The following is a 25,808-nucleotide window of genomic DNA, read 5'->3' as shown; positions in this document are numbered from 1 at the left end:
GTGATATTCACCACCAACCTACTTCGACACCATTCAACCAGGTGATACAGAATACCGTTACAATGCAGAGCGTAAAAAATCGAAATATGTGACGTTCGACATTTTTGGGGGCGTGAGCTACAACATCGACTTACGCAAACCAAGCGGTGAGAAAATCGTTGATCTGAAACTTGCCGATGGTACCCCTGTAACTGATGATATGAAAATCAAACTTGGTATGAACTCTTATCGCTTTGGTCAAATGACCAAAAAAGGCGGTATTTGGGAAGGTCAGCAAATCCCTACCCTTTGGGAATCTAAAGTGGCAATGGGTCAAGAGAAAGGCACGATCCAAAATATGATGATCGACTACATCTCTAACGTGAAAAAAGGTAAAGTGGAAGGTGTTTCACATAATCGCTGGAAGATTGTGGGTTTATAATTCCTAAACGCTACTTCTCAGTTAACTATAACAGCCCCTTTGGGGCTGTTTTTTCTTCCCAATCGTTTTCGTTTTTCCATTCTTTTATCTTTATCAAAAAACCAACAGAATTTTGCAAAAAATCGTGTAAATCCAACCGCTTTTCAGCTAATCTATCTGAGGTATTTATTCACAATCAAATTACAGAGGATTTGTTATGGAGACACTTTTCACTACAGCTCAAAACTGGTTAAATCAAGACCCAGATCAAGAAACTCGTGCGGAGTTAGAGCAACTGATCGCAGAGGCAAAAGCAGGGAAAGCGGATGCACAAGCAGAATTAGCGAACCGTTTTAACGGTCGCTTACAATTTGGGACAGCAGGCTTGCGTGGTCGTTTGCAAGCAGGCTCAATGGGGATGAACCGTGTGTTAGTAGCACAAGCTGCGGGAGGTTTAGCGGAATACTTAAAAGGCTATGATAAAGAGCCATCTATTGTAATTGGTTACGATGGTCGTAAAAATTCGGATGTGTTCGCACGCGATACTGCAGAAATTATGGCGGGTGCAGGCATTAAAGCGTATTTATTACCACGCAAATTACCAACCCCAGTGTTAGCCTATGCAATCCAATACTTCGATACCACTGCGGGTGTAATGGTAACCGCAAGCCACAACCCACCTGAAGATAACGGCTATAAAGTTTACTTAGGTAAAGCAAACGGCGGTGGTCAAATCGTTTCACCTGCGGATAAAGAGATTGCAGCACTTATCGACAAGGTTGCCACTGGCAATATCAAAGATTTACCACGCAGCCAAAACTTCACTGTATTAAGCGATGAAATCGTAGATGCTTACATTGCGAAAACCGCAAGCCTTGCGAAAGAGCCAGCGTGCGATATCAACTACGTTTACACTGCAATGCACGGCGTGGGCTATGAAGTATTAAGCAAAACCCTATCAAAAGCAGGCTTACCGCAACCGCACGTGGTAGCTGAACAAGTATGGCCAGATGGCACATTCCCAACGGTAAACTTCCCGAATCCAGAAGAGAAAGGGGCATTAGACTTAGCGATTGAAGTGGCGAAAAAACATAACGCTGAATTTATTATCGCAAACGACCCAGATGCAGACCGTTTAGCGGTGGCATTGCCAGATGCAGAAGGTAACTGGAAACCTCTTCACGGTAACGTAATTGGTTGTTACTTAGGTTGGTATTTAGCAAAACAATATCATGCACAAGGCAAAAAAGGCGTGTTAGCATGTTCATTGGTTTCTTCACCAGCCTTAGCGGAAATTGCGAAGAAATATGGTTTTGACTCAGAAGAAACTTTAACTGGCTTCAAATATATCGGTAAAGTAAACGGTTTATTATTCGGTTTCGAAGAAGCATTAGGTTACTTAGTAGATCCAGATAAAGTACGCGATAAAGACGGTATTTCAGCGGCAATCGTATTCTTAGATTTAGTACGTAGCCTCAAAAAAGAAGGTAAAACACTTGCAGACTACGCAGCAGACTTCACAAAAGAGTTTGGAGCTTATGTAAGCGGTCAAATTTCTATTCGTGTAAGCGATTTATCTGAAATTGGTAAATTGATGAGTGCATTACGTCATAATCCGCCAGCAGAAGTGGGTGGTTTCAAAGTGGCGACATTCTTAGATCATACTAAAACAGATCGTCAAAGCGATATTTTAGTATTTGTATTAGAAAATGGCAGCCGTTTAATCGCTCGTCCATCAGGTACAGAACCGAAAATTAAGTTCTACTTAGATGCACGTGGTACTGACCCGAAAAATGCAGATGAAGTATTAGCACAATTCGATAAAAGCGTACGCGTTCTTCTGCGTCAAGAACAATATGGTAAACAAGATTGCTAATTGCAAAATAAGTAAGAAAAAACACCGCTTGTAAAAGTGGTGTTTTTGTATTTAAGCACTTTTGCTTTCTAAAATTTTCCCTAAATTTTTGCTTCATGATTCTGTCCTTCATATCAAACATTGTCTTATTTTAGCATCTCACCAAAAATTTTCGGAATAAGTATTGACTTTAACCTTAGGTCAAGGTTTATGATTTGTGCTCATTCAGTTATCACATAGGAGAAAAACATGAAAAAACTTATGACTTTTATCACACTTAGCGCTGCTGCAGTTTCAATTTGTGCCCAAGCTAATGAACAACCGCATCAAGCACACATGAATATGCCGATGTCGACAGATTCTGCAATGCAACAAGAATTAATGCAAGGTATGAATCAAATGCACCAAGACATGATGGCAGCCTCGCAATATAAAGATCCTGATGTTGCTTTTGCAGCAGGTATGTTACCACACCATATTGGTGCAGTAAAAATGGCGGAAGTTGAATTAAAATACGGAAAAGATCCTGAGATGCGTAAGCTTGCTGAGAATATTATTAACGCACAACAAGCAGAAATTGAACAAATGCAAAAATGGCTTAAAGTGCATAATAAAAAATAAAAAAAGCTCCGTAAAATAATCTGACCCAAAAAGTTAGACTGATTTAGTTCAAGGACTAAGTTCTGTAATTCACAGAGCTCAGTCCTTTTAGTTTCCCCTGAATGCGCTCATGGTTGTAATAATGAATGTACTTATGAATCGTTTTTTCCAGTTGTTAGAACGTCTCAAATCATTTACCGTAATAACATTCCGCTTTTAATCGTCCAAAGAAGCTTTCCATCGAACTATTATCTAAACAATTTTCCTTCCTTGACATACTCTGTTGAATGCCATTCTCTCGTAAAATCGCCTGATAACCGACCATTTGATACTGCCATCCTTGGTTAGAATGCAAAATGGGTTTTGTGCCTTCAAGCCTTGTGACAGCTTGTATCACGTTAAGTTTAAATTCATGTGAGTAATTTCACTTCTTATCCAACGATGCTAACCTATTGATTCTACTATGATTAAATTGGTTAACCCAACATTCTGATGTTGTTTCGGTAAGTTGAAAATGCCTGTGGGTAAGTGAACGATTTTTACCATTTTGAAGATAAAATTCGATGATTTGTTGTTTGAAAAGAAAATTGTATTTGGTCATAAAAAATCTGCACCTTAGTTAGTTGGTTATTTAGTCCAACTTTTGGGGTACAGATCATGTTTTGAATTAATGAATGCACAAGACGAATTAGAAGCTACGGCAAAGCAGAAATCACGCTGGCGTTTAATTTACCATCTAAATTTGTACTACATACAGTTGGGTTAATTATTAATAAAAGCGTCATCGAAAATGACCGTTCTTTACTGGCTGATTGTTATCGTTCATGTTTAGAATTTGCTAAAAAAAGCGGTTTAAAATCGGTCGCATTTTGCTGCATCATCACTGGTGAGTTTCGGTTTCCAAATCAACAAGCAGCAGAAATAGCTGTTCAAACCGTACAAGATTTCTTGGCTAAAAACCCTGAAATGAGCGTAATTTTTAATGTATTTAAAGAGATTGATTTAATAATTTACCAAAAGTTACTTCAACAAAAGGAATCTAGCACATCTATATAGCATTGTCCTTTTTCCTTGCATTTTTGCAAAAAAGCGGTAAAATTCTACCGCTTATTTTCTATATAAATAGAGATAAGTTTCGTACCCTCACCTCGAACGAGGGTTTATTTTTTACTATCAACAATTTAGAGGAAGGTTATGGTAACCATTCGTTTAACTCGTGGCGGAGCTAAAAAACGCCCATTCTATCAAATCGTGGTAGCGGACAGCCGTTCACCTCGTGACGGTCGTTTCATCGAGCGTATCGGTTTCTTCAACCCATTAGCAGCAGGTCAAGCTGAACGTTTACGTTTAGATGTGGCTAAAGTTGATGCTTGGGTTGCTAAAGGTGCTGCACTTTCAGATCGTGTAGAAACTTTAGTAAAAGAAGCACGCAAAGCAGCTTAATAAGCGGTTAAATTTTTAAAAATTTTGCAAAAGGTGACGAATATGAGCGAACAAAAAATTGAAGTTGTCGGAAAATTAGGGTCAACCTATGGTATCCGTGGCTGGTTACGTCTCTATTCTTCCACCGAAGAAGCAGAAAGCATTTTTGATTATCAGCCATGGTTCTTAAAAATTAAAGGTCAATGGCAACCTATCGAGCTAGAAAGCTGGCGTTATCACAGCAATGATTTGATTGTGAAATTAAAAGGTACAGACGACCGTGAAGCCGCACAATTATTAACTAACGCTGAAATTGGCGTAGATTTAAGTGTGTTTCCAGAACTGGAAGAAGGTGATTATTACTGGCACGATTTAATTGGCTGTTCAGTAGTAAACCTCGAAGGCTATACTATGGGCGTGGTAACTGAGTTAATGGAAACAGGTTCAAATGATGTGCTAGTGGTAAAAGCAAATAGCAAAGATGCTTTCGGCAAACAAGAACGATTAATTCCGTTCTTATACGAACAAGTAGTTAAAAGAGTAGATCTCGCCACCAAAACCATTACGGTGGACTGGGACGCTGGTTTCTAACCTCAGGTATGCGGTGTGAGCTTTCGCTTTTAAATAAGCAAAAATGTTGAGGGATTGACGATGTGGATTGGTATTATTTCACTTTTCCCCGAAATGTTTAAAGCAATTACCGATTTTGGGGTTACAGGTAGAGCAGTAAAACAAAATCTTTTACAGGTGCAGTGTTGGAATCCGCGTGATTTCACTCATGATAAACATAAAACCGTAGACGACCGACCTTATGGCGGTGGGCCGGGAATGTTGATGATGGTGCAGCCGCTTCGTGATGCGATTCACGCAGCGAAAGCCGCAGCAGTAAAAGAAGGCGGTGTGGCGGCGAAAGTGATTTATCTTTCTCCGCAAGGGCGTAAACTTGATCAACAAGGCGTGCAAACGCTGGCTTCAAATCAGAAATTGATTTTAATCTGTGGACGATATGAAGGGGTTGATGAAAGGTTGATTCAAACCGAAGTTGATGAGGAATGGTCAATCGGCGATTACGTTCTCACTGGTGGTGAATTGCCTGCAATGACATTGATTGATGCTGTTGCGAGATTCGTGCCAGGTGTGTTAGGCAAACAGGCTTCTGCTTTGGAAGATTCCTTCGCTGAAGGATTACTCGATTGCCCACATTACACCCGCCCTGAAGAATTAGATGGCTTGCCTGTCCCAGAAGTGCTGATGTCGGGACACCACGAAAACATTCGCAAATGGCGGTTGGAACAATCGCTTGAGAGAACGTGGTTACGACGCCCTGAGCTATTGGATAGCCTAGCTCTGACTGACGAACAACAGAAGTTGTTGCGACAAATCAAGCAACGACACAAAATCAGTTAATTCTAGGATTTAGAAAAGGTTTTTAAAATGAGTAACATCATCAAACAACTTGAAACAGAACAATTAAAACAAAACGTACCTAGCTTCCGTCCAGGTGACACATTAGAAGTTAAGGTATGGGTAGTAGAAGGTAGTAAAAAACGTTTGCAAGCGTTCGAAGGCGTGGTTATTGCAATTCGTAACCGTGGCTTGCACTCTGCATTCACTCTACGTAAAATTTCAAATGGCGTAGGTGTTGAACGTGTATTCCAAACTCACTCACCTGCAATTGATAGCATTGCTGTTAAACGTAAAGGTGCGGTACGTAAAGCTAAACTTTACTACTTACGTGAGCGTTCAGGTAAATCTGCACGTATCAAAGAGCGTTTGGGTGCGTAATCCATCGCTTAATGCGAAATTTAAAAATCTTGGGGAAACCCAAGGTTTTTATTTTAAAGGTTTTGTTTTTCGTCAAATAGCCTACAAAGCATACAATCAACCGTAATTCCCAAAAAAAATCTTGATCTTGTTAAAAAAACAAGTAATATATGCATCCGTTACGCAGTATTAAGGGTCGTTAGCTCAGTCGGTAGAGCAGCGGACTTTTAATCCGTTGGTCGAAGGTTCGAATCCTTCACGACCCACCACTTAAACTGCTCAACTCTCTAAAGGGTCGTTAGCTCAGTCGGTAGAGCAGCGGACTTTTAATCCGTTGGTCGAAGGTTCGAATCCTTCACGACCCACCACTTTAGAACATATCCTTTTGGGTCGTTAGCTCAGTCGGTAGAGCAGCGGACTTTTAATCCGTTGGTCGAAGGTTCGAATCCTTCACGACCCACCATCTAAAAAATTCTCTTTTTTATAAATTAAATCTGCTAATTTCATTTCTATTTTTAGGATAGGTTATAGTAAAATTTCAAGCCGATTATAAATTCATTTTAAATTATGCGAAAAAAGATACTACTTTCACTTGGCATGCTAGCCATTGTTGCCGTCTGTGTGTTCGGATATTGCTACCAAAAAATCAATGATCTTGCCCATCATCCCTTAACTATTCATTCCGACCAATTTTTTATTGTTGAAAAAGGTACATCAAGCCAAAAATTGGCAAAACAGCTGGAAGAGCAAGGCATTGTGCAACACGATGACGTTGCTCTTTTGCCTTATCTGATTCGCCTCAATCCTGAGCTCTCTCGTTTTAAAGCAGGCGTATATTCGCTGAATAATTTAAAAACCGTCGAAGATTTGCTCAAACATCTTAATTCGGGTAAAGAAGTACAGCTCAATGTGAAGTTTATTGAGGGCAAAACTTTCAACACTTTCCGCGAGCAATTAGCCAACGCTAGCTATTTAGAGCAAACTTTAATGGGTAAAAGTGAAGCCGAAATTGCCAAAATGCTTGGGCTTTCTCACGAGAAATTAGAGGGCTGGATTTCGCCTGACACATACAATTACGTGCCTTACTCGAGCGATTTTGACCTCCTTAAACGTGCTTACCACAAGCAACAAAAAGCCTTAGATGAAGCTTGGCAAAATCGAGCAGAAAATCTACCGCTTGCAAACCCATATGAGATGCTGGTTTTAGCCTCTATCGTAGAAAAAGAGACGGGCGTGGCAAATGAACGTCCGCAAGTGGCTTCAGTATTTGTGAATCGCCTCAAACAAGGATGGAAATTAGAAACCGATCCAACAGTGATTTACGGCCTGGGCGAGCGTTATAATGGTAAAATCTACAAAAAAGATTTGCAGGAAGCGACGCCTTACAACACCTACATCATCAATGGCTTACCACCAACACCAATTGCAATGCCAAGCGAAGATGCATTAAAAGCGGTTTCGCAGCCTGATAGCACGCCTTACTTTTTCTTTGTTGCCGATGGTACGGGCGGACATAAATTTAGCCGTTCGCTGAATGAGCATAACCAAGCGGTGAAAGAATGGCGTAAAATTGAGCGTGAGCGTAAACAAACAACGGAAGGAACAAAATGATACGGGGTAAATTTATCGTGCTAGAAGGCTTAGAAGGAGCGGGAAAATCCACTGCTCATCAAGCTGTATTAGCAAAATTGGAAGAATTAGGTATTAAAGATGTGGTATTAACCCGCGAGCCAGGCGGCACGCCATTAGCGGAAAAATTACGCCATTTGATTAAGTACGACTTAGAAGAGCCGATTTGCGACAAAGCAGAATTATTGATGCTTTATGCGGCACGTGTTCAGTTGGTAGAAAATGTGATCAAACCTGCCCTTGCAGAAGGAAAATGGGTGCTGGGTGATCGCCACGATATGTCATCGCAAGCGTATCAGGGTGGAGGTCGCCAGATTGATCGCAAAATTTTAGATAATCTAAAACGTACCGTGTTGGGCGATTTTGAGCCAGATTTAACGATCTATTTGGACATTGATCCTGCTGTAGGGCTTGAACGCGTGCGTGGTCGTGGTGAGTTGGATCGTATTGAACAACAGAGTTTAGATTTCTTCTATCGCACGCATCAACGCTATTTGGAACTCACCCAAAACAACGACAAAGCGGTAATTATTGATGCCGAGCAACCATTAGAGAATGTGACTGCCGACATCAAACAAGCGGTCGAAAATTTCGTGAAAAAAGCAAAATGACCGTGATTTCTCTTCAGTCACTCTACCCGTGGCAGCAAGCGATTTATTCGTACATCACCCAGCCTTTCAGCCAAGGGCGAGGGCATCACGCCTTATTGTTCAAAACCGAAGCGGGGCTGGGCTGTGAGGTATTGATTCGCCATTTTGCCCATTGGTTGCTTTGCCAGAATAAAAATGGCAATGAGCCTTGCCATCAATGTAAAAGTTGTTTATTGGTACAAAGCGGTAACCATCCCGATTTTCATCTGCTTGAACCGATTGAAAACAGAGATATTGGTGTCGATCAGGTGCGTGAAGTGCTAGCGACTTTGCAACGTTTCTCCCAACAAGAAGGCAACGTGGTGGTGTATATTCGCCAAGCGGAACGATTGACTGAAGCGAGTTGCAATGCTTTGCTAAAAACCTTGGAAGAACCGCACGACGGCGTTTATTTCTTGCTGGAAACTGATTTGCAAGCCCCAATGATGGCAACTATCCAAAGCCGTTGCCAAACCTGGGTGCTGCATGCTCCCGAAGCGCCCATCGCCTTGCAATGGCTACAAATACACTGCCCGCAATTTAGCGAAGCCGACATCGAAACCGCCTTGCGTTTATGTCACGGTCGCCCGTTAATTTGCAAAACATTTCTAGAAAACGACCGCTTGTCTGCCCGCAAAACCTTTTTGCAAACCTTCTGGCGTTTCTACAAAAACCGCGATCCGTTTTTGCTACTCAGCCAGTTTGAAAAAGAGCAAGTACAGATGCCACTGGAATGGTTGCAAAGCTTTTTCAGCGATGCACTCAAAGCCAAAATGGGTATGACTACAGGCTGGGTAAATCACGATTTAGATAAAGGCATCTGGCTATTTAGTGATGCTCTTTCCGCTCAACAACTTCTCAAAGGTTACGATATCTTGTTTGAGACTGAAAAAAACATTAATGAAATCAATGCAGTAAATGTTGAATTGATGTTGGCGAATGGTTTAACGAGATTGGTGTTGGAGGTGTTTTAACATTCAACACCAATTTCGTGGAAGATAGCCTTGAAAGGTATAGTAAGGGCTATAGTAATGCGAAATTTAATTACGCATTCGTATATTCCGCCTTTTCATTCAACCAGCGTTTAATCAACGCCTCTGCAAGCGGTGGATTTTCCACAATAATTTGCTTGGCGTAGCGTTGGACGAGCGGAATCATTTTGCGATCACGCATTAAATTTGCCACTTTAAATTCCGCCGAACCAGTTTGTTTTGTACCGAGAATTTCGCCTGTTCCACGAATTTCCAAATCTTTCTCTGCAATGTAAAAGCCGTCTTGACTATCTCTCATCACTTGCAGGCGTTTGCTGGAAATTTTGCCTAGCGGTGGTTTATACATCAGCACACAGTGCGAAGCGGTAGCCCCACGACCAACGCGTCCACGTAGTTGGTGCAGCTGTGCTAAGCCTAAACGCTCCGAGTTTTCGATAATCATTAGGCTTGCATTTGGCACGTCCACGCCCACTTCAATCACGGTGGTGGCAACTAGTAAATCAATATTTGCCGCTTTAAATTCCGCCATTATTTCTTGTTTTTCTTGTGGTTTCATTCGCCCATGCACCAAACCAATCCGCAAATCAGGCAAGGCACGTTGCAAATCTTCAGCAATGGCTGCCGCAGCTTGAGCTTCTAACACTTCCGACTCATCAATAAGCGTGCAAACCCAATAGGCTTGGCGTTTCTCATTTTTGCAGGCTTGATAAACCCGCTGTACAATTTCAGGACGACGATCTTCCGATACTACCACCGTGGTAATCGGTGTTCGCCCTGGTGGGAGTTCGTCAATGATTGAGGTATCCAAATCCGCATAGACCGTCATCGCCAGTGTTCTTGGAATTGGCGTTGCTGTCATAATCAGTTGATGTGGATAGTGATCGGCTTTTGCACCTTTTTCGCGTAACGTCAAACGTTGATGCACACCAAAACGGTGTTGCTCATCGATAATAATCAACGCCAAGTCATTAAATTCTACGCTTTCTTGGAACAGGGCGTGCGTGCCAATAATCATCTGCACATCACCATTTTTGATCACTTCCAGCTGGGTATTCCTCGCTTTACCTTTCACTTTTCCCGCCAGCCAGCCGACCTCAATCCCAAACGGACGAAACCAATTGGCGAAATTATTGGCGTGCTGTTCAGCCAGAATTTCCGTCGGTGCCATCAAGGCAACCTGTTTGCCGTTATCAATCGCAGCCAAAGCAGCAAGGGCAGCCACTAACGTTTTACCCGAGCCTACATCACCTTGCACCAAACGCATCATCGGCGATGGTTGAGCCAAATCGTGCTCAATATCTTCGGTAACGCGTTTTTGAGCGTTGGTTGGTTGGAATGGCAGGCTAGCTAAAAAGCGTTGTTTCAAATCGGTTTTATAACTTAATGGTTCTGCATATTGCTGTTTTATGCCCAAGCGAAGCTGTTGCATCGCAAGGTTGTGTGCCAAAAGTTCCTCAAAAATCAACCTCTTCTGAGCAGGATGTTCGCCTTTTTCCAATACCTCTGCTGATACACTTGACGGTGGACGATGCAATAACGCCAACGCTTCTTTCAAGCTATATTGATGCGGGTTGTATTGCTCAGGCAAGAGTTCAGCAACTTGCACATTCTGCAATACCGCCAAGGCTTGCTCGGTCATTTTGCGTAGCGAGGCTTGCTTTAAACCTTCGGTGGTGGAGTAAATTGGCGTGAGTGTTTCCGCCAATGCAAGCGGTTGATTATTGCGAATAATTTGATATTCGGGGTGATGAATCTCTGCCATATAACGCCCACGTTTGATTTCGCCAAAGGCTTTCACCCGCACTCCCACGGCAAGGCTATTTTTCATTCCTGCATTAAAATTGAAGAACTTGAGCATAACCTTGCTCGTACCATCCGAAAGAGTAACCGATAAAATTGGACGACGACCAAACTGCACTTCTGTATGCTGCACATAGCCTTCAATAGTGGCAAAACTCTCGGGGCGAATATCGGCAATCGGTGTAATCCGCGTACGATCCTCATACCGCATCGGTAGATGGAAGAGCAGATCTTGCACATTGTTGATACCAATTCGACTAAGTTTTTCCGCGATAGCAGCCCCCACGCCCGAAAGGCTCGTGAGTGGCACACCGTCTAAAAGTTGAGTATTCATTGCAAAAATGTTGTTAAAAATAACCGCTTGATAGAGTGGAATTATAAATAAGACTGGAAATTTATACAAACTTTCTCAGAAATTTGTACTTTTTAAGAACTTATTTCTCGGTTGTTCATCTTAATAAATGCGTAATTTCACGCAGATTGATAAGGAATACAAAATGAAATTAATCTCTAAAATGTTTGTGTTAAGTTTAGTGATGGGCATTGCTGCTTGTGGTAATCTAAATAAACAACAACGCAATACGGCGATTGGTGCGGCAATTGGTGGTGTCGCAGGACACGTCATTGGCGAATCAACAGGTGCAACCTTAGGTGGAGCCGCCTTAGGTGGTGTGATTGGGAGCCAAATTAAGTAATGTAAAGCGGTCATTTTCGCCACGTATTTTGCAAATTGCATAAGGAAAATGACCGCTTTTTTATTCTTCCAGATTACTCAACTGTCACAGACTTCGCTAAATTACGCGGCTGATCCACATCAGTACCTTTAATCAGTGCAACATGGTAAGAAAGTAGTTGCAGTGGTACGGTGTAGAAAATTGGTGCAGTGACTTCGTCCACTTTCGGGAACACTAACGTTTTGTAGCCCAAACCTGTATCGTGGTCGGCGAAGATGAATAATTGACCGCCACGTGCTTTCACTTCTTCAATGTTTGATTTCACTTTTTCGAGCAAATCATTTTCAGGGGCAACTACAATCACTGGCATTTCGCTGTCGATTAATGCTAGCGGTCCGTGTTTTAATTCGCCCGCGGCATAGGCTTCGGCGTGAATGTATGAAATCTCTTTTAATTTCAACGCAGATTCCATTGCGATTGGGTAGAATTCGCCACGACCTAAGAATAAGCTGTGTTGTTTATCTGCAAAGTCTTCAGAAAGTTTTTCGATCTCTTTTTCGTGCGTTAATGCTGCCTCAATTAACGCTGGCAAACGTTGTAATGCGTGAACGATATCCGCTTCTTGCTCCGCTGAAACATTGCCTTTTAAGCGACCTAATGCCGCCGTTAAAAGTAATAAACAGGTTAATTGGGTTGTGAAAGCTTTGGTTGAAGCTACGCCCACTTCCACGCCCGCACGAGTCATAAAGGCGAAATCTGATTCGCGAACTAATGAAGAGGTTGCCACGTTACAGATGGTCATTGCCGCCATAAAGCCCGACTCTTTCGCCAAGCGTAATGCTGCTAAAGTATCTGCAGTTTCACCTGATTGTGAGATGGTTACCAGCAAGCTATTTGCACGCGTTACAAATTTGCGGTAGCGGAATTCAGAGGCAATTTCCACATCACACGCCACGCCTGCGATCGATTCTAACCAGTAACGTGCTACCATACCAGCGTTGTAAGACGTACCGCAAGCGACGATTTGAATGTGTTCTACTTTTGATAAAATCTCTGCCGCATTTGGTGCAATGGCTTCTAAATTCACTTTGCCCTCTTTGATGCGACCGTCTAATGTGTTCATAATTGCTACAGGTTGCTCGAAGATTTCTTTCTGCATATAGTGACGGTATGGGCCTTTGTCTGCTGCATCTTGTTCGAAGTTGCCTTCGTAAATTTCACGTTCAACTTTATTGCCTTCACGGTCGTAAATATCAACTGAAGTGCGGGTAATTTCCGCCACGTCGCCTTCTTCTAAGTAAGCGAAACGGCGGGTTACGCTTAATAACGCAAGCGGATCAGAAGCTAGGAAGTTTTCACCAATGCCGTAACCGATAACTAACGGAGAACCTGAACGTGCCACGATTAAATGCTCTGGTTCTTCTTCATTTAATACTACGGTACCGTATGCACCTCGAAGTTGTTTCACGGTTTTTTGCACTGCGTCTAATAAAGAATTTGACGTGCGGAATTCCCATTCAACCAAGTGAGCGATAACTTCAGTGTCGGTTTGCGATTGGAACACATAACCGCGCGCTTGTAATTCTGCGCGTAATTCCTCGTAGTTTTCGATAATGCCGTTATGGACTACCGCAATTTTGCCTGAACGGTGCGGGTGTGCATTAGTTTCACTTGGTTCACCGTGGGTTGCCCAGCGGGTGTGTGCGATCCCTGTGCCGCCTAATAATGGTTTAGCTTCTAACGCATCGTCTAAGGCTTTTACTTTACCCACACGGCGCAAAATGTTCATTTGTTTGTCTGTACCTAATACGGCAACGCCCGCTGAATCGTAACCACGATATTCTAAGCGGTGTAATCCATCGACTAAAATTGCTGCTATATCACGTTGTGCTACCGCACCGACAATTCCACACATAAATTTGTTTCCTAATGTTTGTTTAATTTGAGTTTAAATTTATAGATTTCTCCGTTTTTTCTTCTGCCAAATCTCCCCTACTCCTCTTTGCTAAAGAGGGGGGATATCGAAGATATTTTAATATCACTTGAGATATTCACTTATCTAAAAGTGTTTCGATATTAGTTTTACGTTTGAATAGGCTCCCCTCTTTAGCAAAGAGGAGTAGGGGAGATTTGGCAGTAGTAATTAACGGAGAAAATACAAGATAAAATAAGTACTACTTCGCCACAATCACTTCTACGCCGTTTTGTTCAATCAAAACTTTCGTTTCGTAACTTAATTGGCTATCAGTGATGATTTTGTCAATCTTCGCCCAATTAAGTTCCACATTGGGCATTTTTCTTCCGATCTTTTGTGATTCAATCAATACAATCACTTCACGGCTCACTTCCGCCATGACTTGGCTTAAGCCAACTAATTCGTTGAAAGTCGTTGTGCCACGCTCTAAATCTAAGCCATCAGCACCGATAAAAAGCTGGTCGAAATCGTAAGAACGCAAGGAGTTCTCTGCTATTTTACCTTGAAAGGATTCCGAGCGAGCATCCCAAGTACCACCAGTCATGAGCACTGTAGGCTCACATTCTAAGGTGGTTAGCTCATTGGCAAGCGAAAGGGAGTTTGTCATAATGACCAACCCTTTCTGGTTCAAGGCTTTGACGAGCGCGCCTGTCGTGCTGCCGCTGTCGATAATAATGCGGTTATGATCAGCAATTATATCGCGTGCGGCTTTGGCAATGGCTAACTTTTGTTTCGAAAGTTGCTCATCGTTGTTCTCTTCTTCTATCATCTCCGATGGTATTTTTATCGCCCCACCATAACGGCGAAGCAAGAAACCGCCTTCTTCTAATACGCGTAAATCTTTACGGATAGTCACTTCTGAGGTTTCAAAAAATTGAGCGAGATAATCCACGCTTAATTCATTTTGTTCTATCAGCATCGAAACGATCAGCTGACGGCGTTGTTGGGTGTTTCGTTTTGACATAGTTTTTAAACCATAAAGTTTCGTTTCAAAACTTGTCGAATTATAATGAAATTTTGACCGCTTGCAAGCATAAAAATGGCTAGGGGGTTACCTAGCCATTGTTTTTACATTCAAAGAATATTACGCCTTCACACTCTTTTTCAAAAACGCTCCACTATATTGAGTAAGTCGAACATTGCTGACATTGCCGCATTACCTTCCTAATTGACGTTGAAGTAGTGTTTGCATAATTGCAAAATTAAAAAGAAAACCGGTCGATTGGTCGGTTTTTTGTAGGTTACTTCTTAGATTGTTTATTTAAAATATAAATAATACCTTGTGTTACTGCAATGGGTACAACAAATGCAGTAGTTAATGTTGTATAAGCTACATAAACAGGCGTAAATAACGTTATAGTTGTCAGTTCTAAGGCGATATCATCGGCTATAACTTCTTTATGTGATGTTCTTCGCACTAAAGAAATTTCGATTGGTTCAGGCATTGAAAATTTACTGATAATTTCATCTCTATTATTAAAGCGAATTCGCTTTCCAAATGCTCGGTATTGCCGTTTTAGTGCTGGCTGATTAGCTTTCCAGTTCGGATTTCTAAGTTTTACTGCTGATAAGAAATCAGAATGAATATGGCTAATAGGATTAAACCAATATTGCTTTTGCAACTGCTCTTTTTCTTCTTTACTATATTTGCTTTCGTCTAAATAAACGGTGTATTCGCCAGTGACCTCATTATCAAGGCTATCTAATTTCATTGTAAAAAAGAGTGTTTGTTTTGCATAAGGGCTAGTCAAGAAATGTTGCATTGCTTCAACATCTTGATTTTGTAAAAGATAGTCCGACTGCTCACCTATCAGATAAATTTTATTTTTTTCAATCATAAAGGCATAAATTTTTTCTGTGGTTTTTATGGGCTTGTTAATATGGGTAACGCAACTCGTGAGCAAGCAAATTAAAATAAGATAAAGTTTTTTCATTGTTATTTTGTGGGACATTTATAGTATGGGGAAAGTGAAACGTTTGTGATGTTTTCCTCAGTAATATCTTTCAAAACAACTGAGCACCCCATTGGCTTAATTTCATATTGATGCCCGGCTTTAGGGATAAATGATGCACGATTATCTCGGTGTTCTCCTCCATCGGTGGTACCCAAAGTAATGGTTTTTATCAGAAATTTTCGAATAGTATCATAGCCCGCAATTGGACCGTACTGACATAATTGTGTTGTTTCGGTCTGGCAAGGTTTTCCCGCAACGCGGCAAACAGTTTTACTGATTTGATGCGATGGGGTGAGATTGATTATTTTATCCGTAGGAATGACGTATTCTCTAAACGTATAATTTTCCTTCTGGGCGATATCTGAGTCCTCGGTTTGAGTCATACCTATTCGATGTTGCCCACCGCCAAACCATCCAGTAGGGCGAAGATGTATTCCTCTCTTATCTTTTTCACAATCCATGATTTTTATATTGATTTCGCCATCTTTTCCTATATTAAAGATTCGGATACGGGCATGTTTTGTTGCGTCATATTCTTGAGGATTGATGATTTCTTTTGTTGCACATCCTATAAGCAGTATTGCAAGCATCAGTGTTTTCCATCTATTTTTCATGTATCTCCCTTCTTTGAATAAAAAAACGACTAGGCAAAGCCTAGCCGTTAAATATATTACGCCTTCACATTTTCTTTCAAAAACCCTAACAACTGCTCTTTCGCAATCATCTGTTTTTCCCCAGTGCGACGGTTCTTATATTCAATTTCACCGTTCTCTAGGTTTTTCTCACCGATTACAACCATATGCGGTACACCAATGAGTTCCATATCGGCGAACATCACGCCTGGGCGTTCTTTACGATCATCAAAAATCACATCTACGCCTTGTGATTGTAAAGTGCGGTAAAGTTCTTCAGCGTATTTTTGCACGGTTTCAGATTTGTGCATATTCATTGGCACGATTGCCACGGTGAATGGTGCAATTTCATCTGAAGGCCAGATGATACCTCGGTCGTCGTGGTGCTGCTCAATCGCTGAAGCCACCACACGAGTTACGCCGATACCATAACAACCCATTGTCATCACAAGAGGTTTACCATCTTCGCCTTGAACAGTTGCTTTCATTGCTTCAGAGTATTTTTTACCAAGTTGGAAAATATGTCCCACTTCAATACCACGTTTGATTTGAAGAGTACCTTTACCATCTGGACTTGGATCGCCTTCAACTACGTTGCGTAAATCAAAAACTTCTGGCATTGCAACATCGCGTTCCCAGTTCACATTGAAGTAATGTTTTCCATCGATATTCGCACCACAACTAAAATCAGACATTAACGCCACAGTGCGGTCAATAATTGCAGGAATATTAAGATTTACCGCGCCTAATGATCCCACGCTCGCACCAATTTTTGCTTTAATTTCAGTTTCGTCCGCAAACTCAAGCGGATCTGCCACTAATGGATGTTTTTGTGCTTTGATTTCGTTTAATTCGTGGTCGCCACGAATAATCAAGGCAACAAGCGGTTGATTTTCATTAGATCCTTTCACAATCAAGGTTTTTATTGTTTTCTCGATTGGCAAGCTGAATTGCTCTACAAGTTCATTGATCGTTTTCGCATTTGGCGTATCTACTAAGATCATTTCTGCCGTTGGTGCTTGACGCTCACCGATAGCCACCGCTTCTGCAAGCTCAATATTCGCTGCAAAATCTGATTCTGTTGAGAATACAACATCATCTTCACCGCTTGAAGCTAACACTTGGAACTCGTGCGAAGCTGAACCACCAATAGACCCTGTATCCGCCTGTACCGCACGGAAATCTAAGCCTAAACGGTTAAAAATGTTACTGTACACTTGGTACATCACATCATAGGTTTCTTGCAAACTTTCTTGTGTTGTGTGAAATGAGTACGCATCTTTCATAATAAATTCACGCGAACGCATTACACCAAAACGAGGGCGCACTTCATCACGGAATTTAGTTTGAATTTGGTATAAGTTAAGTGGAAGCTGTTTATATGAAGAAACTTCACGGCGGACTAAATCTGTAATCACTTCTTCGTGAGTTGGACCTAACACAAAGTTACGGTTTCCGCGGTCTTCAAAACGAAGAAGCTCAGGACCATATTGATCCCAACGACCAGACTCTTCCCATAATTCCGCAGGTTGCACCACAGGCATTAATACCTCGATCGCCCCGCCTTTGTTCATCTCTTCGCGAATGATGTTTTCCACTTTCTTCAACACACGAATCCCCGTCGGCAACCAGTTATATAAACCTGATGCCATCGGGCGAATCATCCCTGCACGGAGCATTAACTGATGGCTCACCACTTGAGCATCATTTGGGGTTTCTTTGAGCGTGGAAAAGAGATATTGACTTGTACGCATTGTTTTTCCTATTAAAAATGGTAAATAAATTTATCTACAAAAATGGAGCTATTTTAGCGTAAAAAGGCGGGGTGTGGTATGATTGCCCACAATAAATACAGAAATTCAGCAAGGGAATAAGATGATTGTTGTTACCGCAGGTCACGTTGATCACGGCAAAACCGCACTATTGCAAGCCTTAACAGGCACAAACACGGCTCACTTACCTGAAGAAAAAAAACGTGGGCTGACCATTGATTTGGGCTACGCTTATCTGCCAATTGAAACCCCACATGGCAAGCACGACATTCTTGGCTTTATCGACGTGCCAGGGCACCAACGCTTTTTGTCGAATATGCTTGCAGGCGTGGGCGGTATTCAGCACGCCTTGCTGGCGGTCTCAGCCGAAGAGGGCATTAAACCGCAGACCGAAGAGCATCTTGAAATTCTGAAATTGCTCCGTTTTTCGCACATTATGTTGGTGATTACCAAAGCGGATCGGGCGAAAGCAAGCCGAATCGAACAACTGATTTACACCATTCAAAACCATTATCCGTTCTTGGTGGAAGCACCTGTTTTTGTGACTTCCGCTCACACAGGGCAAGGCATCGAAGCGTTAAAAAATCATCTGATTATGCTAAATGAGCAAGCCAAAAGTGCGACCGATAAACCATTCCGCTATGCGATTGACCGCGTGTTCAACGTGAAGGGCGCAGGCTTGGTAGTGACAGGTACGGCAGTAGCGGGGCAGGTTAAAATCGGCGATGAATTTTACCTCACAAGCGATCAAAAAGTGCGCGTAAAAGGCATTCATGCCCAAAATAGCCCGTCGGAAATCGGCTTGGCGGGGCAGCGCTTGGCGCTCAACATTGCGAACGTGGAAAAAGAGCAGGTGCAGCGTGGCGATTGGATTACCGAACTCGCTCCGCATTTTGCGACCGATCGCATCACCGTGCGGCTCAACGTGATTCAGCCGTTAAAAGAGAGCACCGTCGCCCATCTTTACCATTTTGCCTCGCACGTAACAGGCAAAGTGAGCTTGCTGAACACCAAACAAGCGGTTGAAAATGGTGATTATTTTGCAGAAATTTTGCTAGATGAGCCGTTGCACATTGCGGTAAACGACAGATTGATTATTCGTAGTGGCGATGACCGACAAACGCTTGGCAGTGCGGAGGTGTTGGAGATTCATTCGCCTAAACGCTACAAACGTAGTGAAGCTCGTCTTTCTTTTGTCAATGAATTGGCAAAAACAACCGCTTGCGATGATTTTACTGCTCGTCTGGCGTTGATGTTGCAAAATCGTGCTTTGACGTTGGATTTCTTGCTTTGGGCAGAACAGCGTTTTGCTAGCCAATTACCTGAAAATACAGATGCGATAGTTTATGATAAGTGGATTTTCTCCTGCAAATTTAAGCAACAAATCCAGCAAAGAATGGTCGAGAAACTAACGGAATATCATGCCAACCATCAAGACCAACTAGGGCTTTCGAAAGCTCGCCTTTATCGAATGGCAGTACTTGAACAGCCTGAAGGTTTGGCGTTGCAATGGCTGAATGAATTAGTAGCAGAAGGCGTGCTAGCTCAAACGCGCGGTTGGGTGCATTTGCCTGAGCATCGCATTGAGTTTTCCGATAGAGAACTGCAAATTTGGCAACAAATTCGACCGCTTTTTGAAGCAACTAATCAAGCCCTCTGGGTGCGCGAAATTGCTACCGAACTCAACCTGGATGAAACGGATACGCGAAACTTGCTCTACAAAGCAGGAAAACTGGGCTATGCCGTGCCAATTGTCAAAGATCGCTTCTTATTTGCTGAACAAATCCAACAATTCGCAAGCTGGATTAAAGCATTTGTGCAAACCCACGGTGAGATTTCTGTTAATCAATTACGCGATGAATTGCAATATGGACGCAAACTTACGGTGCAGTTGATGGAGTATTTTGATCGCACAGGTTTCCTCCGTCGTAAAGGGAATGTGCATCTGTTGAGGGATGCGGAGAGTTTTTAATATTACTCCCCTCTTTGCTAAAGAGGGGAATTTTCTTAGAAAAATATATGATGAAAAAAAGATCCCCTCGTGCGGTTGCCGCACAAATTATTTTAGAGGTGTTGGATCAGGGGAAATCGCTTTCTACCCTCATCCCTGAAGCTCAACATCAGCTTGAGCCAAAAGATTTACCGCTGGTGCAAGAGATTACCTTTGGCATCTGTCGTGTGTTGCCTCGTTTGGAAAGTATCATCAAGCAATTAGTGGCAAAACCGCTCAAGGGTAAAACTCGCTTGGTGCATTGCCTGCTGTTGGTTGGGTTGTATCAACTACTTTATATGCGAATTCCATCCCATGCCGCGGTCGATGAAGTAGTGAATGCGGCTAAAACGTTGAAACTCGACAGCTTCCGTGCGTTAACCAACGGCGTGTTGCGTCGTTTCCTGCGTGAGCAAGAGCAGATTTTAGCCATTGTAGATAAGCATTGGCAGACGCTACACCCAGAATGGTTCGTGAATAAAATCAAAAAAGCCTATCCACATTGGCGTGAAATTGTGGAGGCGAACAACCAACGCCCACCGATGTGGCTTCGTGTTAACCAACAACATATTCAGCCCAAAGATTATGTGGCTTTGTTGGGCGAGTTAGCAAATCAAACCGAAAACTCGACCGCTTGCGTGCCTGATTATGCGATTCTGCTTGAACATCCTGTATCGGTGAACCAATTGCCAAACTTTGAACAGGGCTGGGCAACGGTGCAAGATGCTCATGCTCAATGGTCGGCGGAATTGTTGGATGCTCAAAATAATGAGATGATTTTAGATGCCTGTGCCGCTCCTGGTGGCAAAACTACGCATATTCTCGAAAAAGCCCCACAAGCGGTCGTTTTTGCGTTGGATATTGAAGAAAATCGCTTAAAACGTGTGCGTGAGAATTTAGCTCGCCTTAATCAAACTGCGACGGTGATTTGTGGCGATGCGAGCCAGCCAGATACGTGGCTTGAAGAAGGCGTGATGTTCAACCGTATTTTGCTGGATGCGCCTTGTTCTGCAACGGGCGTGATTCGCCGCCATCCTGATATAAAATGGCTTCGCAAAGAGACGGATATTGCCGAGCTTGTCAATTTACAAGCCAAGATTTTAGAGACACTTTGGGTGAGATTAAAACCGAATGGCACTTTGCTTTATGCGACTTGCTCGATTTTGTCCGAAGAGAACAGCTTGCAAATCCAACGTTTCCTTGAAAATCATATAGATGCTGAAGCGGTGGAGATGGATTTCCACGGTGAAAAAGTGACTGAAAAACAATTCTTCCCGCAACTCAATGGAGGGGATGGGTTCTTTTATGCGAAGTTGAAAAAAGTGGGTTGATAAGAACAATATAATTCGTAGCAATCTTGTTTTGTGTAGGGACGGGGATACCCCCTACGCAAATGAGGGTAATACAATAAAAATAAAAAATCATTATGAAAATAATCATCCTCGGAGCAGGGCAGGTGGGCTCGACGCTGGCTGCTTCACTTTCCAATGACGAAAACGATATCACGCTGATTGATGAGCGACAAGAACTGCTTGATAAGTTGCAGGAAAAGCACGATCTACGCGTGCTAAAAGGCAATGGGGCGTCGCCTCGTATTTTGCGGCAGGCGGGAGCGAACGATGCAGATATGCTGGTGGCGGTAACCGATAGTGATGAAATCAACATGATCGCCAGCCAAGTCGCTTATAGTTTGTTTAAAGTACCGACTAAAATTGTGCGTATTCGCAATAGCGATTATGTGCGTGAGCGTGAAAATCTGTTTGGCAACGATAATTTACCGATTGACCACGTGATTGCACCTGAATTGTTGGTGCAAAAGGATATTTTACGTCTGATTAACTATCCTGGGACATTGCAAGTGGCACATTTTGCCGATGATCTGGTCAGCCTAGTGAGTGCAAAAGCTTATTATGGCGGTCCTTTGGTGGGCTATCCAATTTCCGCTTTGCACGATCATCTGCCTTATATTGATGCTCGCATTGTGGCAATTTTCCGGCAAGATCGTGCCATTGTGCCACAAGGCTCAACCATTATTGAAGCAGGCGATGAGGTCTTTTTTATCTGCGAAACTCAAAACATCAAGGCGATTATGAGCGAATTGCAACGCTTAGAACGTCCGCATAAGCGGGTGATGATTGTGGGGGGTGGAACAATCGGTTTGGGTTTGGCGAAGGATTTGGAAAATCAGTGCAGCGTGAAAATCATTGAGCGTAACCGCGAAAAAGCGGAAATGCTCTCTGCTAAATTAGAAAAAACGTTGGTATTGCAAGGCGATGCCTCGGATCAGGAATTGTTGTTTGAAGAACACATCGAAAATATTGACTTGTTTCTTGCCCTGACGAGTGATGACGAAGCAAATATTATGGCGGCACTGTTGGCAAAACGTTTAGGGGCGAAAAAAGCGATTGTGTTGGTGCAACGGATGTCTTATTTGCACTTAATTCAAGGCGGAACGATTGATATTGCGATGTCACCACAGCAATCGACTATTTCTGCCCTGTCTAGCTATGTTCGCAAAGGCGATATTGTGAAAGTGGTTTCGCTCAAACAAGGTTTAGCTGAAGGGATTGAAGTGGTCGCCCACGGTGATGAGGAGTCTTCCAAAGTGGTAGGGAGAAAAGTACGAGAGCTTAAGCTTCCGCAAGGGGCTATTGTTGGGGCAATTGTGCGAAATAATCAGGTGATGATTGCCCACAAATCCACTGAAATACAAGCCGAAGACCGCGTGATTTTGTTCGTAAACGATAAAAAACACGTGAGTGAAATTGAAAAATTGTTCCAAGTAAGCTCGTTTTTCTTATAGCAATTTTAGGCATAAAAACACCGACCAAGCGGTCGGTTTTCTTTTGGTTATTCCTTATTAAGGAGAAATTCCTCGTAAAATCGGATTCTGCATCGAGATAAGTGTTTCTGTCGATTGAATCTCATCAACGCTTTGGATTTTTCCTGCAAGCACTTGGTGTAGCTCTTCGATGGTGTGGGTCATTACTTTGATGAAAATGGAGTAATTGCCCGTGGTGTAGTAGGCTTCAACCACTTCGGGGAAGTCGTTAAGTTTGGCGATCACTTTTTCGTAATCTTTTGCCGATTTGAGGATGATGCCGATAAAACAGCAGACATCGTAGCCAAGTTTGCGTTCGTTGATTTTGAGTTGTGTCGCTTCGATCACGCCAGATTGTCGCATTTTTTCCACGCGAACGTGGATAGTTGCGGCACTCACGCCCGATTGCTTGGCGATTTCGGTATAGGGCGTTTTGGCATCTTTAACTAAGGCACGTAAAATTTGTTGATCGAGCTGGTCTATGGGTTGTTTGAAAGCGGTCAAAATTTCCTCACAATTTACAATTTGTTAAATGATATTTAAAATTTAGCATAGATTATTAAATTCTATCTAATCTTATTTTTAATTTATTATAATTTTATCTAAAAAAGATTGAGTTTTTTAAGAATTCCTTTAAATTGAATGCCATTCCGTTAAACAACATCAAAATTTTATAGAAAAAGGTAGGAAACAGATGAAAAAATCATTTATTTTGCAACAAAACGAAATTAGCTTTGTAAAAAACACGTTTACACAATATTTAATCGATAAATTAGGCGTGATTGAGGTGCAAGGCCCGATTTTGAGCCAAGTGGGTAATGGGATGCAAGACAACTTATCAGGGATCGAAAAAGCGGTGCAAGTAAATGTGAAATGTATTCCCGATGCAACTTTTGAGGTGGTACATTCATTAGCGAAATGGAAACGCCATACGCTCGGACGTTTTGGTTTCCAAGAAGGAGAAGGTTTGTTTGTGCATATGAAAGCACTTCGTCCAGATGAAGACTCACTCGATCCAACTCACTCTGTTTATGTGGATCAGTGGGACTGGGAAAAGGTAATCCCAGCAGGTCACCGCAACTTTGATTACTTAAAAGAAACGGTAAACGAGATTTACAAGGCAATTCGTTTAACCGAATTAGCCGTGGAAGCTCGTTTTGATATTCCATCCATTTTACCAAAAAAGATTACTTTTATTCATAGCGAAGATTTAGTGAAACGTTACCCAGATTTATCGGGCAAAGAGCGTGAAAATGCGATTTGTAAAGAGTATGGTGCAGTATTCTTGATTGGTATTGGTGGTAAATTATCAGATGGTAAACCGCACGATGGTCGTGCGCCAGACTACGATGACTGGACAACAGAATCAGAAAACGGCTACAAAGGTTTAAACGGCGATATTTTGGTATGGAACGATCAGTTAGGCACAGCCTTTGAGCTTTCTTCAATGGGTATTCGCGTAGACGAAAAAGCGTTACGCTTACAAGTGGAAATTACGGGAGACCAAGATCGTTTAGAGATGGATTGGCACAAAGAGTTGCTTGCGGGTAAATTACCTTTAACCATCGGTGGTGGTATTGGTCAATCTCGCTTGGCAATGTTCTTACTTCGTAAACAACATATTGGCGAAGTGCAATCAAGTGTATGGCCACAAGCGATGTTAGAGAAATATCAAAACATCCTTTAATCAATAAGAGAAATGAAACCCCAGACGAATGTTTGGGGTTTTGTTTTTCTTGAACGAAAAGGGAGAAGAGAGTAGCATTTGCGGGAATTTATTGAGTAAAAAATATGAAACCGACTATTCTCTTATATGATTCGGGCATTGGTGGCTTGACGATTTATGATGAGGTGCGAAAAGCCTTACCGAATGCTCACTATTTATATTGCTTTGATAATGCCTTATTCCCGTATTCGGAAAAATCGGAGCAGGAATTGATTACACAAGCGGTCAACATTGTGCAAAAGATTGCAGAAAAACAACCGCTTGATTTGGTGGTGGTAGCGTGTAACACCGCAAGCACAGTGGTATTGCCTGCTTTGCGAGCAAATTTTACTTTCCCAATTGTGGGAACCGTGCCTGCGATAAAGCCTGCGGCGACAATATCTGAGACGAAAACGATCGGTCTATTGGCGACGGTGGGAACGATCAAACGTCCTTATGTATTGGATTTGATTCAGAAATATGCTTCGGAGTGTATTGTAGAGAAGATTGGGCAGACAAAAATTGTGGAACTCGCCGAAGAAAAATTATTGAATGGCAAAGTTGATGTAGATGCTCTGGCTGATTGCGTGAAAGAGTGGAAAGTGCATTCAAAATTGGATACGGTGATTTTGGGCTGTACGCATTTTCCATTCTTGAAAGCAGAATTGCAGCAGATTTTGCCAAACGTGAAGTTTTTTGTGGATTCGGGTGAAGCAATTGCGAAACGAGTGAAGTCGTTAATTGCCGAAAAATCGGATTTTAATGGTAAACAGAATGCAAAAAATCAGGCATTCTGCACAAAATTGACCGATGATTTTGCCGAACGTGAGAAAATTTTAAAACAGTGGGGTTTTGAAAGCTTGAATATGATTGAGATTTAACGCTAGAAAAACAGCAAAAATGGATGGTTATTCATACTTTTTGCATAAAGTTTCAACAAGCGGTAAATTTTTTAAAATTTTTTGTAAAAAGTGCTTGCACGAGTTTTATTTTTCTCTATAATGCACCCCACACAACGACGCACTGTTGTGAATGATTTAAATTGATATGCAGTGCGTCGTTTCTTTTTGTTCTTTAACAACTTATCAGACAATCTGTGTGGGCACTTGTTGATTGACTTAGTTAAAATATTTTAATTTTGAAGTCTTGATAAAAGTGCTAACTAGAAATTCATTTTTACCTTTAAATTAAAT

General features: G+C 42.1%; 23 protein-coding genes, 3 tRNA genes and 2 pseudogenes. 20 read left to right on the top strand and 8 right to left on the bottom strand.

Annotation, left to right across the window (positions count from 1 at the left end):
- Positions 1-19: 19 nt before the first annotated feature.
- The 3 genes and pseudogenes from DPV92_RS07870 to copM form a co-directional block, all read left to right on the top strand.
- Positions 20-421, top strand: a pseudogene (locus DPV92_RS07870) (5'-nucleotidase C-terminal domain-containing protein); the annotation flags it as partial.
- Between the two features lie 196 nt (positions 422-617).
- Entirely contained in the window at positions 618-2,276 is a 1,659-nt protein-coding gene (locus tag DPV92_RS07865) for a phospho-sugar mutase (protein WP_111354395.1), read from the top strand.
- A gap of 228 nt (positions 2,277-2,504) precedes the next feature.
- Positions 2,505-2,876 carry a CopM family metallochaperone gene (gene copM, locus DPV92_RS07860; protein WP_111354394.1) on the top strand — a complete coding sequence of 124 codons (372 nt, stop codon included), beginning with the start codon at positions 2,505-2,507 and terminating at the stop codon, positions 2,874-2,876.
- A 55-nt stretch (positions 2,877-2,931) separates the two neighbouring features.
- On the opposite strand, the pseudogene DPV92_RS09945 reads toward copM, so the two are convergent.
- A pseudogene (locus tag DPV92_RS09945) lies at positions 2,932-3,246 on the bottom strand (transposase); the annotation flags it as partial.
- Between the two features lie 275 nt (positions 3,247-3,521).
- On the opposite strand from DPV92_RS09945, the gene DPV92_RS07850 reads away from it, so the two are divergent.
- From DPV92_RS07850 to DPV92_RS07800, 11 genes are all read left to right on the top strand, one after another.
- Entirely contained in the window at positions 3,522-3,911 is a 390-nt protein-coding gene (locus tag DPV92_RS07850) for a macro domain-containing protein (RefSeq protein ID WP_318655607.1), read from the top strand.
- A 138-nt stretch (positions 3,912-4,049) separates the two neighbouring features.
- Positions 4,050-4,298, top strand: coding sequence for a 30S ribosomal protein S16 (gene rpsP, locus DPV92_RS07845; RefSeq protein ID WP_111354393.1), 249 nt, complete (start codon positions 4,050-4,052; stop codon positions 4,296-4,298).
- Positions 4,299-4,340: 42 nt separating this feature from the next.
- Complete coding sequence (gene rimM, locus DPV92_RS07840) at positions 4,341-4,868, top strand: ribosome maturation factor RimM (protein WP_005708635.1); 528 nt, start codon at positions 4,341-4,343, stop codon at positions 4,866-4,868.
- Positions 4,869-4,928: 60 nt separating this feature from the next.
- On the top strand, positions 4,929-5,684 hold the full coding sequence (trmD, locus tag DPV92_RS07835; protein WP_111354392.1) for a tRNA (guanosine(37)-N1)-methyltransferase TrmD: 756 nt from the start codon (positions 4,929-4,931) through the stop codon (positions 5,682-5,684).
- 27 nt (positions 5,685-5,711) lie between these two features.
- On the top strand, positions 5,712-6,062 hold the full coding sequence (rplS, locus tag DPV92_RS07830; RefSeq protein WP_005706147.1) for a 50S ribosomal protein L19: 351 nt from the start codon (positions 5,712-5,714) through the stop codon (positions 6,060-6,062).
- A 172-nt stretch (positions 6,063-6,234) separates the two neighbouring features.
- Positions 6,235-6,310: transfer RNA gene (locus DPV92_RS07825), tRNA-Lys, on the top strand.
- A gap of 23 nt (positions 6,311-6,333) precedes the next feature.
- A tRNA-Lys gene (locus DPV92_RS07820) sits at positions 6,334-6,409 on the top strand.
- A 19-nt stretch (positions 6,410-6,428) separates the two neighbouring features.
- Positions 6,429-6,504: transfer RNA gene (locus DPV92_RS07815), tRNA-Lys, on the top strand.
- Between the two features lie 104 nt (positions 6,505-6,608).
- Positions 6,609-7,652 carry an endolytic transglycosylase MltG gene (gene mltG, locus DPV92_RS07810; protein WP_111354391.1) on the top strand — a complete coding sequence of 348 codons (1,044 nt, stop codon included), beginning with the start codon at positions 6,609-6,611 and terminating at the stop codon, positions 7,650-7,652.
- The gene (gene tmk, locus DPV92_RS07805) at positions 7,652-8,281 is read left to right on the top strand and encodes a dTMP kinase (protein WP_111354446.1); all 630 of its coding nucleotides are present in this window, start codon (positions 7,652-7,654) and stop codon (positions 8,279-8,281) included. The genes mltG and tmk overlap by 1 nt, the downstream gene beginning before the upstream one ends.
- Entirely contained in the window at positions 8,278-9,273 is a 996-nt protein-coding gene (locus tag DPV92_RS07800; RefSeq protein ID WP_111354390.1) for a DNA polymerase III subunit delta', read from the top strand. The genes tmk and DPV92_RS07800 overlap by 4 nt, the downstream gene beginning before the upstream one ends.
- A 70-nt stretch (positions 9,274-9,343) precedes the next feature.
- On the opposite strand, the gene recG is transcribed toward DPV92_RS07800, so the two are convergent.
- Entirely contained in the window at positions 9,344-11,425 is a 2,082-nt protein-coding gene (recG, locus tag DPV92_RS07795; RefSeq protein ID WP_111354445.1) for an ATP-dependent DNA helicase RecG, read from the bottom strand.
- Positions 11,426-11,606: 181 nt separating this feature from the next.
- Between recG and DPV92_RS07790 the strand changes: the two genes are divergently transcribed.
- The gene (locus tag DPV92_RS07790; RefSeq protein ID WP_404810745.1) at positions 11,607-11,786 is read left to right on the top strand and encodes a glycine zipper 2TM domain-containing protein; all 180 of its coding nucleotides are present in this window, start codon (positions 11,607-11,609) and stop codon (positions 11,784-11,786) included.
- A gap of 73 nt (positions 11,787-11,859) precedes the next feature.
- Here DPV92_RS07790 and glmS read toward each other — a convergent pair whose 3' ends face one another.
- The 5 genes from glmS to proS form a co-directional block, all read right to left on the bottom strand.
- A complete protein-coding gene (glmS, locus tag DPV92_RS07785; protein WP_111354388.1) occupies positions 11,860-13,680 on the bottom strand; it encodes a glutamine--fructose-6-phosphate transaminase (isomerizing) in 1,821 nt (606 codons plus the stop codon).
- 259 nt (positions 13,681-13,939) lie between these two features.
- A complete protein-coding gene (locus tag DPV92_RS07780) occupies positions 13,940-14,704 on the bottom strand; it encodes a DeoR/GlpR family DNA-binding transcription regulator (RefSeq protein ID WP_111354387.1) in 765 nt (254 codons plus the stop codon).
- Positions 14,705-14,981: 277 nt separating this feature from the next.
- Positions 14,982-15,674 (bottom strand): hypothetical protein, encoded by a 693-nt coding sequence (locus DPV92_RS07775; protein ID WP_225791976.1) that lies wholly within the window; start codon positions 15,672-15,674, stop codon positions 14,982-14,984.
- Between the two features lie 2 nt (positions 15,675-15,676).
- A complete protein-coding gene (locus DPV92_RS07770; protein ID WP_111354385.1) occupies positions 15,677-16,309 on the bottom strand; it encodes a hypothetical protein in 633 nt (210 codons plus the stop codon).
- Between the two features lie 56 nt (positions 16,310-16,365).
- A complete protein-coding gene (gene proS / locus DPV92_RS07765; protein WP_111354384.1) occupies positions 16,366-18,081 on the bottom strand; it encodes a proline--tRNA ligase in 1,716 nt (571 codons plus the stop codon).
- Between the two features lie 121 nt (positions 18,082-18,202).
- Here proS and selB point away from each other — a divergent pair, with 121 nt between their 5' ends.
- The 3 genes from selB (at position 18,203) to trkA (ending at position 22,892) form a co-directional block, all read left to right on the top strand.
- Positions 18,203-20,071, top strand: coding sequence for a selenocysteine-specific translation elongation factor (selB, locus tag DPV92_RS07760; protein WP_111354383.1), 1,869 nt, complete (start codon positions 18,203-18,205; stop codon positions 20,069-20,071).
- A gap of 50 nt (positions 20,072-20,121) precedes the next feature.
- Entirely contained in the window at positions 20,122-21,420 is a 1,299-nt protein-coding gene (gene rsmB / locus DPV92_RS07755; protein WP_111354444.1) for a 16S rRNA (cytosine(967)-C(5))-methyltransferase RsmB, read from the top strand.
- A gap of 95 nt (positions 21,421-21,515) precedes the next feature.
- A complete protein-coding gene (gene trkA, locus DPV92_RS07750) occupies positions 21,516-22,892 on the top strand; it encodes a Trk system potassium transporter TrkA (protein ID WP_111354382.1) in 1,377 nt (458 codons plus the stop codon).
- A 57-nt stretch (positions 22,893-22,949) separates the two neighbouring features.
- Here trkA and asnC read toward each other — a convergent pair whose 3' ends face one another.
- The gene (gene asnC, locus DPV92_RS07745; RefSeq protein ID WP_111354381.1) at positions 22,950-23,414 is read right to left on the bottom strand and encodes a transcriptional regulator AsnC; all 465 of its coding nucleotides are present in this window, start codon (positions 23,412-23,414) and stop codon (positions 22,950-22,952) included.
- A gap of 190 nt (positions 23,415-23,604) precedes the next feature.
- On the opposite strand from asnC, the gene asnA reads away from it, so the two are divergent.
- On the top strand, positions 23,605-24,597 hold the full coding sequence (gene asnA, locus DPV92_RS07740) for an aspartate--ammonia ligase (RefSeq protein WP_111354380.1): 993 nt from the start codon (positions 23,605-23,607) through the stop codon (positions 24,595-24,597).
- Between the two features lie 104 nt (positions 24,598-24,701).
- The gene (gene murI / locus DPV92_RS07735; protein ID WP_111354379.1) at positions 24,702-25,496 is read left to right on the top strand and encodes a glutamate racemase; all 795 of its coding nucleotides are present in this window, start codon (positions 24,702-24,704) and stop codon (positions 25,494-25,496) included.
- Positions 25,497-25,808 lie beyond the last annotated feature (312 nt).

This window comes from Pseudohaemophilus paraphrohaemolyticus (genome assembly GCF_003253115.1).
GTDB classification, from domain to species: domain Bacteria; phylum Pseudomonadota; class Gammaproteobacteria; order Enterobacterales; family Pasteurellaceae; genus Haemophilus_A; species Haemophilus_A paraphrohaemolyticus_A.
The sequence above is the reverse complement of the archived record's forward strand: the minus strand, read 5'-3'. Positions and strand labels throughout refer to the sequence as shown.

Coding starts and splice junctions, on each gene's coding strand:
- trkA (WP_111354382.1), top strand. CDS start 21,516: ATGAAAATAATCATCCTCGGAGCAGGGCAGGTGGGCTCGACGCTGGCT.
- mltG (WP_111354391.1), top strand. CDS start 6,609: ATGCGAAAAAAGATACTACTTTCACTTGGCATGCTAGCCATTGTTGCC.
- asnA (WP_111354380.1), top strand. CDS start 23,605: ATGAAAAAATCATTTATTTTGCAACAAAACGAAATTAGCTTTGTAAAA.
- DPV92_RS07790 (WP_404810745.1), top strand. CDS start 11,607: ATGTTTGTGTTAAGTTTAGTGATGGGCATTGCTGCTTGTGGTAATCTA.
- proS (WP_111354384.1), bottom strand. CDS start 18,081: ATGCGTACAAGTCAATATCTCTTTTCCACGCTCAAAGAAACCCCAAAT.
- DPV92_RS07865 (WP_111354395.1), top strand. CDS start 618: ATGGAGACACTTTTCACTACAGCTCAAAACTGGTTAAATCAAGACCCA.
- rsmB (WP_111354444.1), top strand. CDS start 20,122: ATGAAAAAAAGATCCCCTCGTGCGGTTGCCGCACAAATTATTTTAGAG.
- DPV92_RS07775 (WP_225791976.1), bottom strand. CDS start 15,674: ATGAAAAAACTTTATCTTATTTTAATTTGCTTGCTCACGAGTTGCGTT.
- copM (WP_111354394.1), top strand. CDS start 2,505: ATGAAAAAACTTATGACTTTTATCACACTTAGCGCTGCTGCAGTTTCA.
- rplS (WP_005706147.1), top strand. CDS start 5,712: ATGAGTAACATCATCAAACAACTTGAAACAGAACAATTAAAACAAAAC.
- glmS (WP_111354388.1), bottom strand. CDS start 13,680: ATGTGTGGAATTGTCGGTGCGGTAGCACAACGTGATATAGCAGCAATT.
- trmD (WP_111354392.1), top strand. CDS start 4,929: ATGTGGATTGGTATTATTTCACTTTTCCCCGAAATGTTTAAAGCAATT.
- DPV92_RS07780 (WP_111354387.1), bottom strand. CDS start 14,704: ATGTCAAAACGAAACACCCAACAACGCCGTCAGCTGATCGTTTCGATG.
- rpsP (WP_111354393.1), top strand. CDS start 4,050: ATGGTAACCATTCGTTTAACTCGTGGCGGAGCTAAAAAACGCCCATTC.
- rimM (WP_005708635.1), top strand. CDS start 4,341: ATGAGCGAACAAAAAATTGAAGTTGTCGGAAAATTAGGGTCAACCTAT.
- DPV92_RS07770 (WP_111354385.1), bottom strand. CDS start 16,309: ATGAAAAATAGATGGAAAACACTGATGCTTGCAATACTGCTTATAGGA.
- murI (WP_111354379.1), top strand. CDS start 24,702: ATGAAACCGACTATTCTCTTATATGATTCGGGCATTGGTGGCTTGACG.
- selB (WP_111354383.1), top strand. CDS start 18,203: ATGATTGTTGTTACCGCAGGTCACGTTGATCACGGCAAAACCGCACTA.
- DPV92_RS07800 (WP_111354390.1), top strand. CDS start 8,278: ATGACCGTGATTTCTCTTCAGTCACTCTACCCGTGGCAGCAAGCGATT.
- recG (WP_111354445.1), bottom strand. CDS start 11,425: ATGAATACTCAACTTTTAGACGGTGTGCCACTCACGAGCCTTTCGGGC.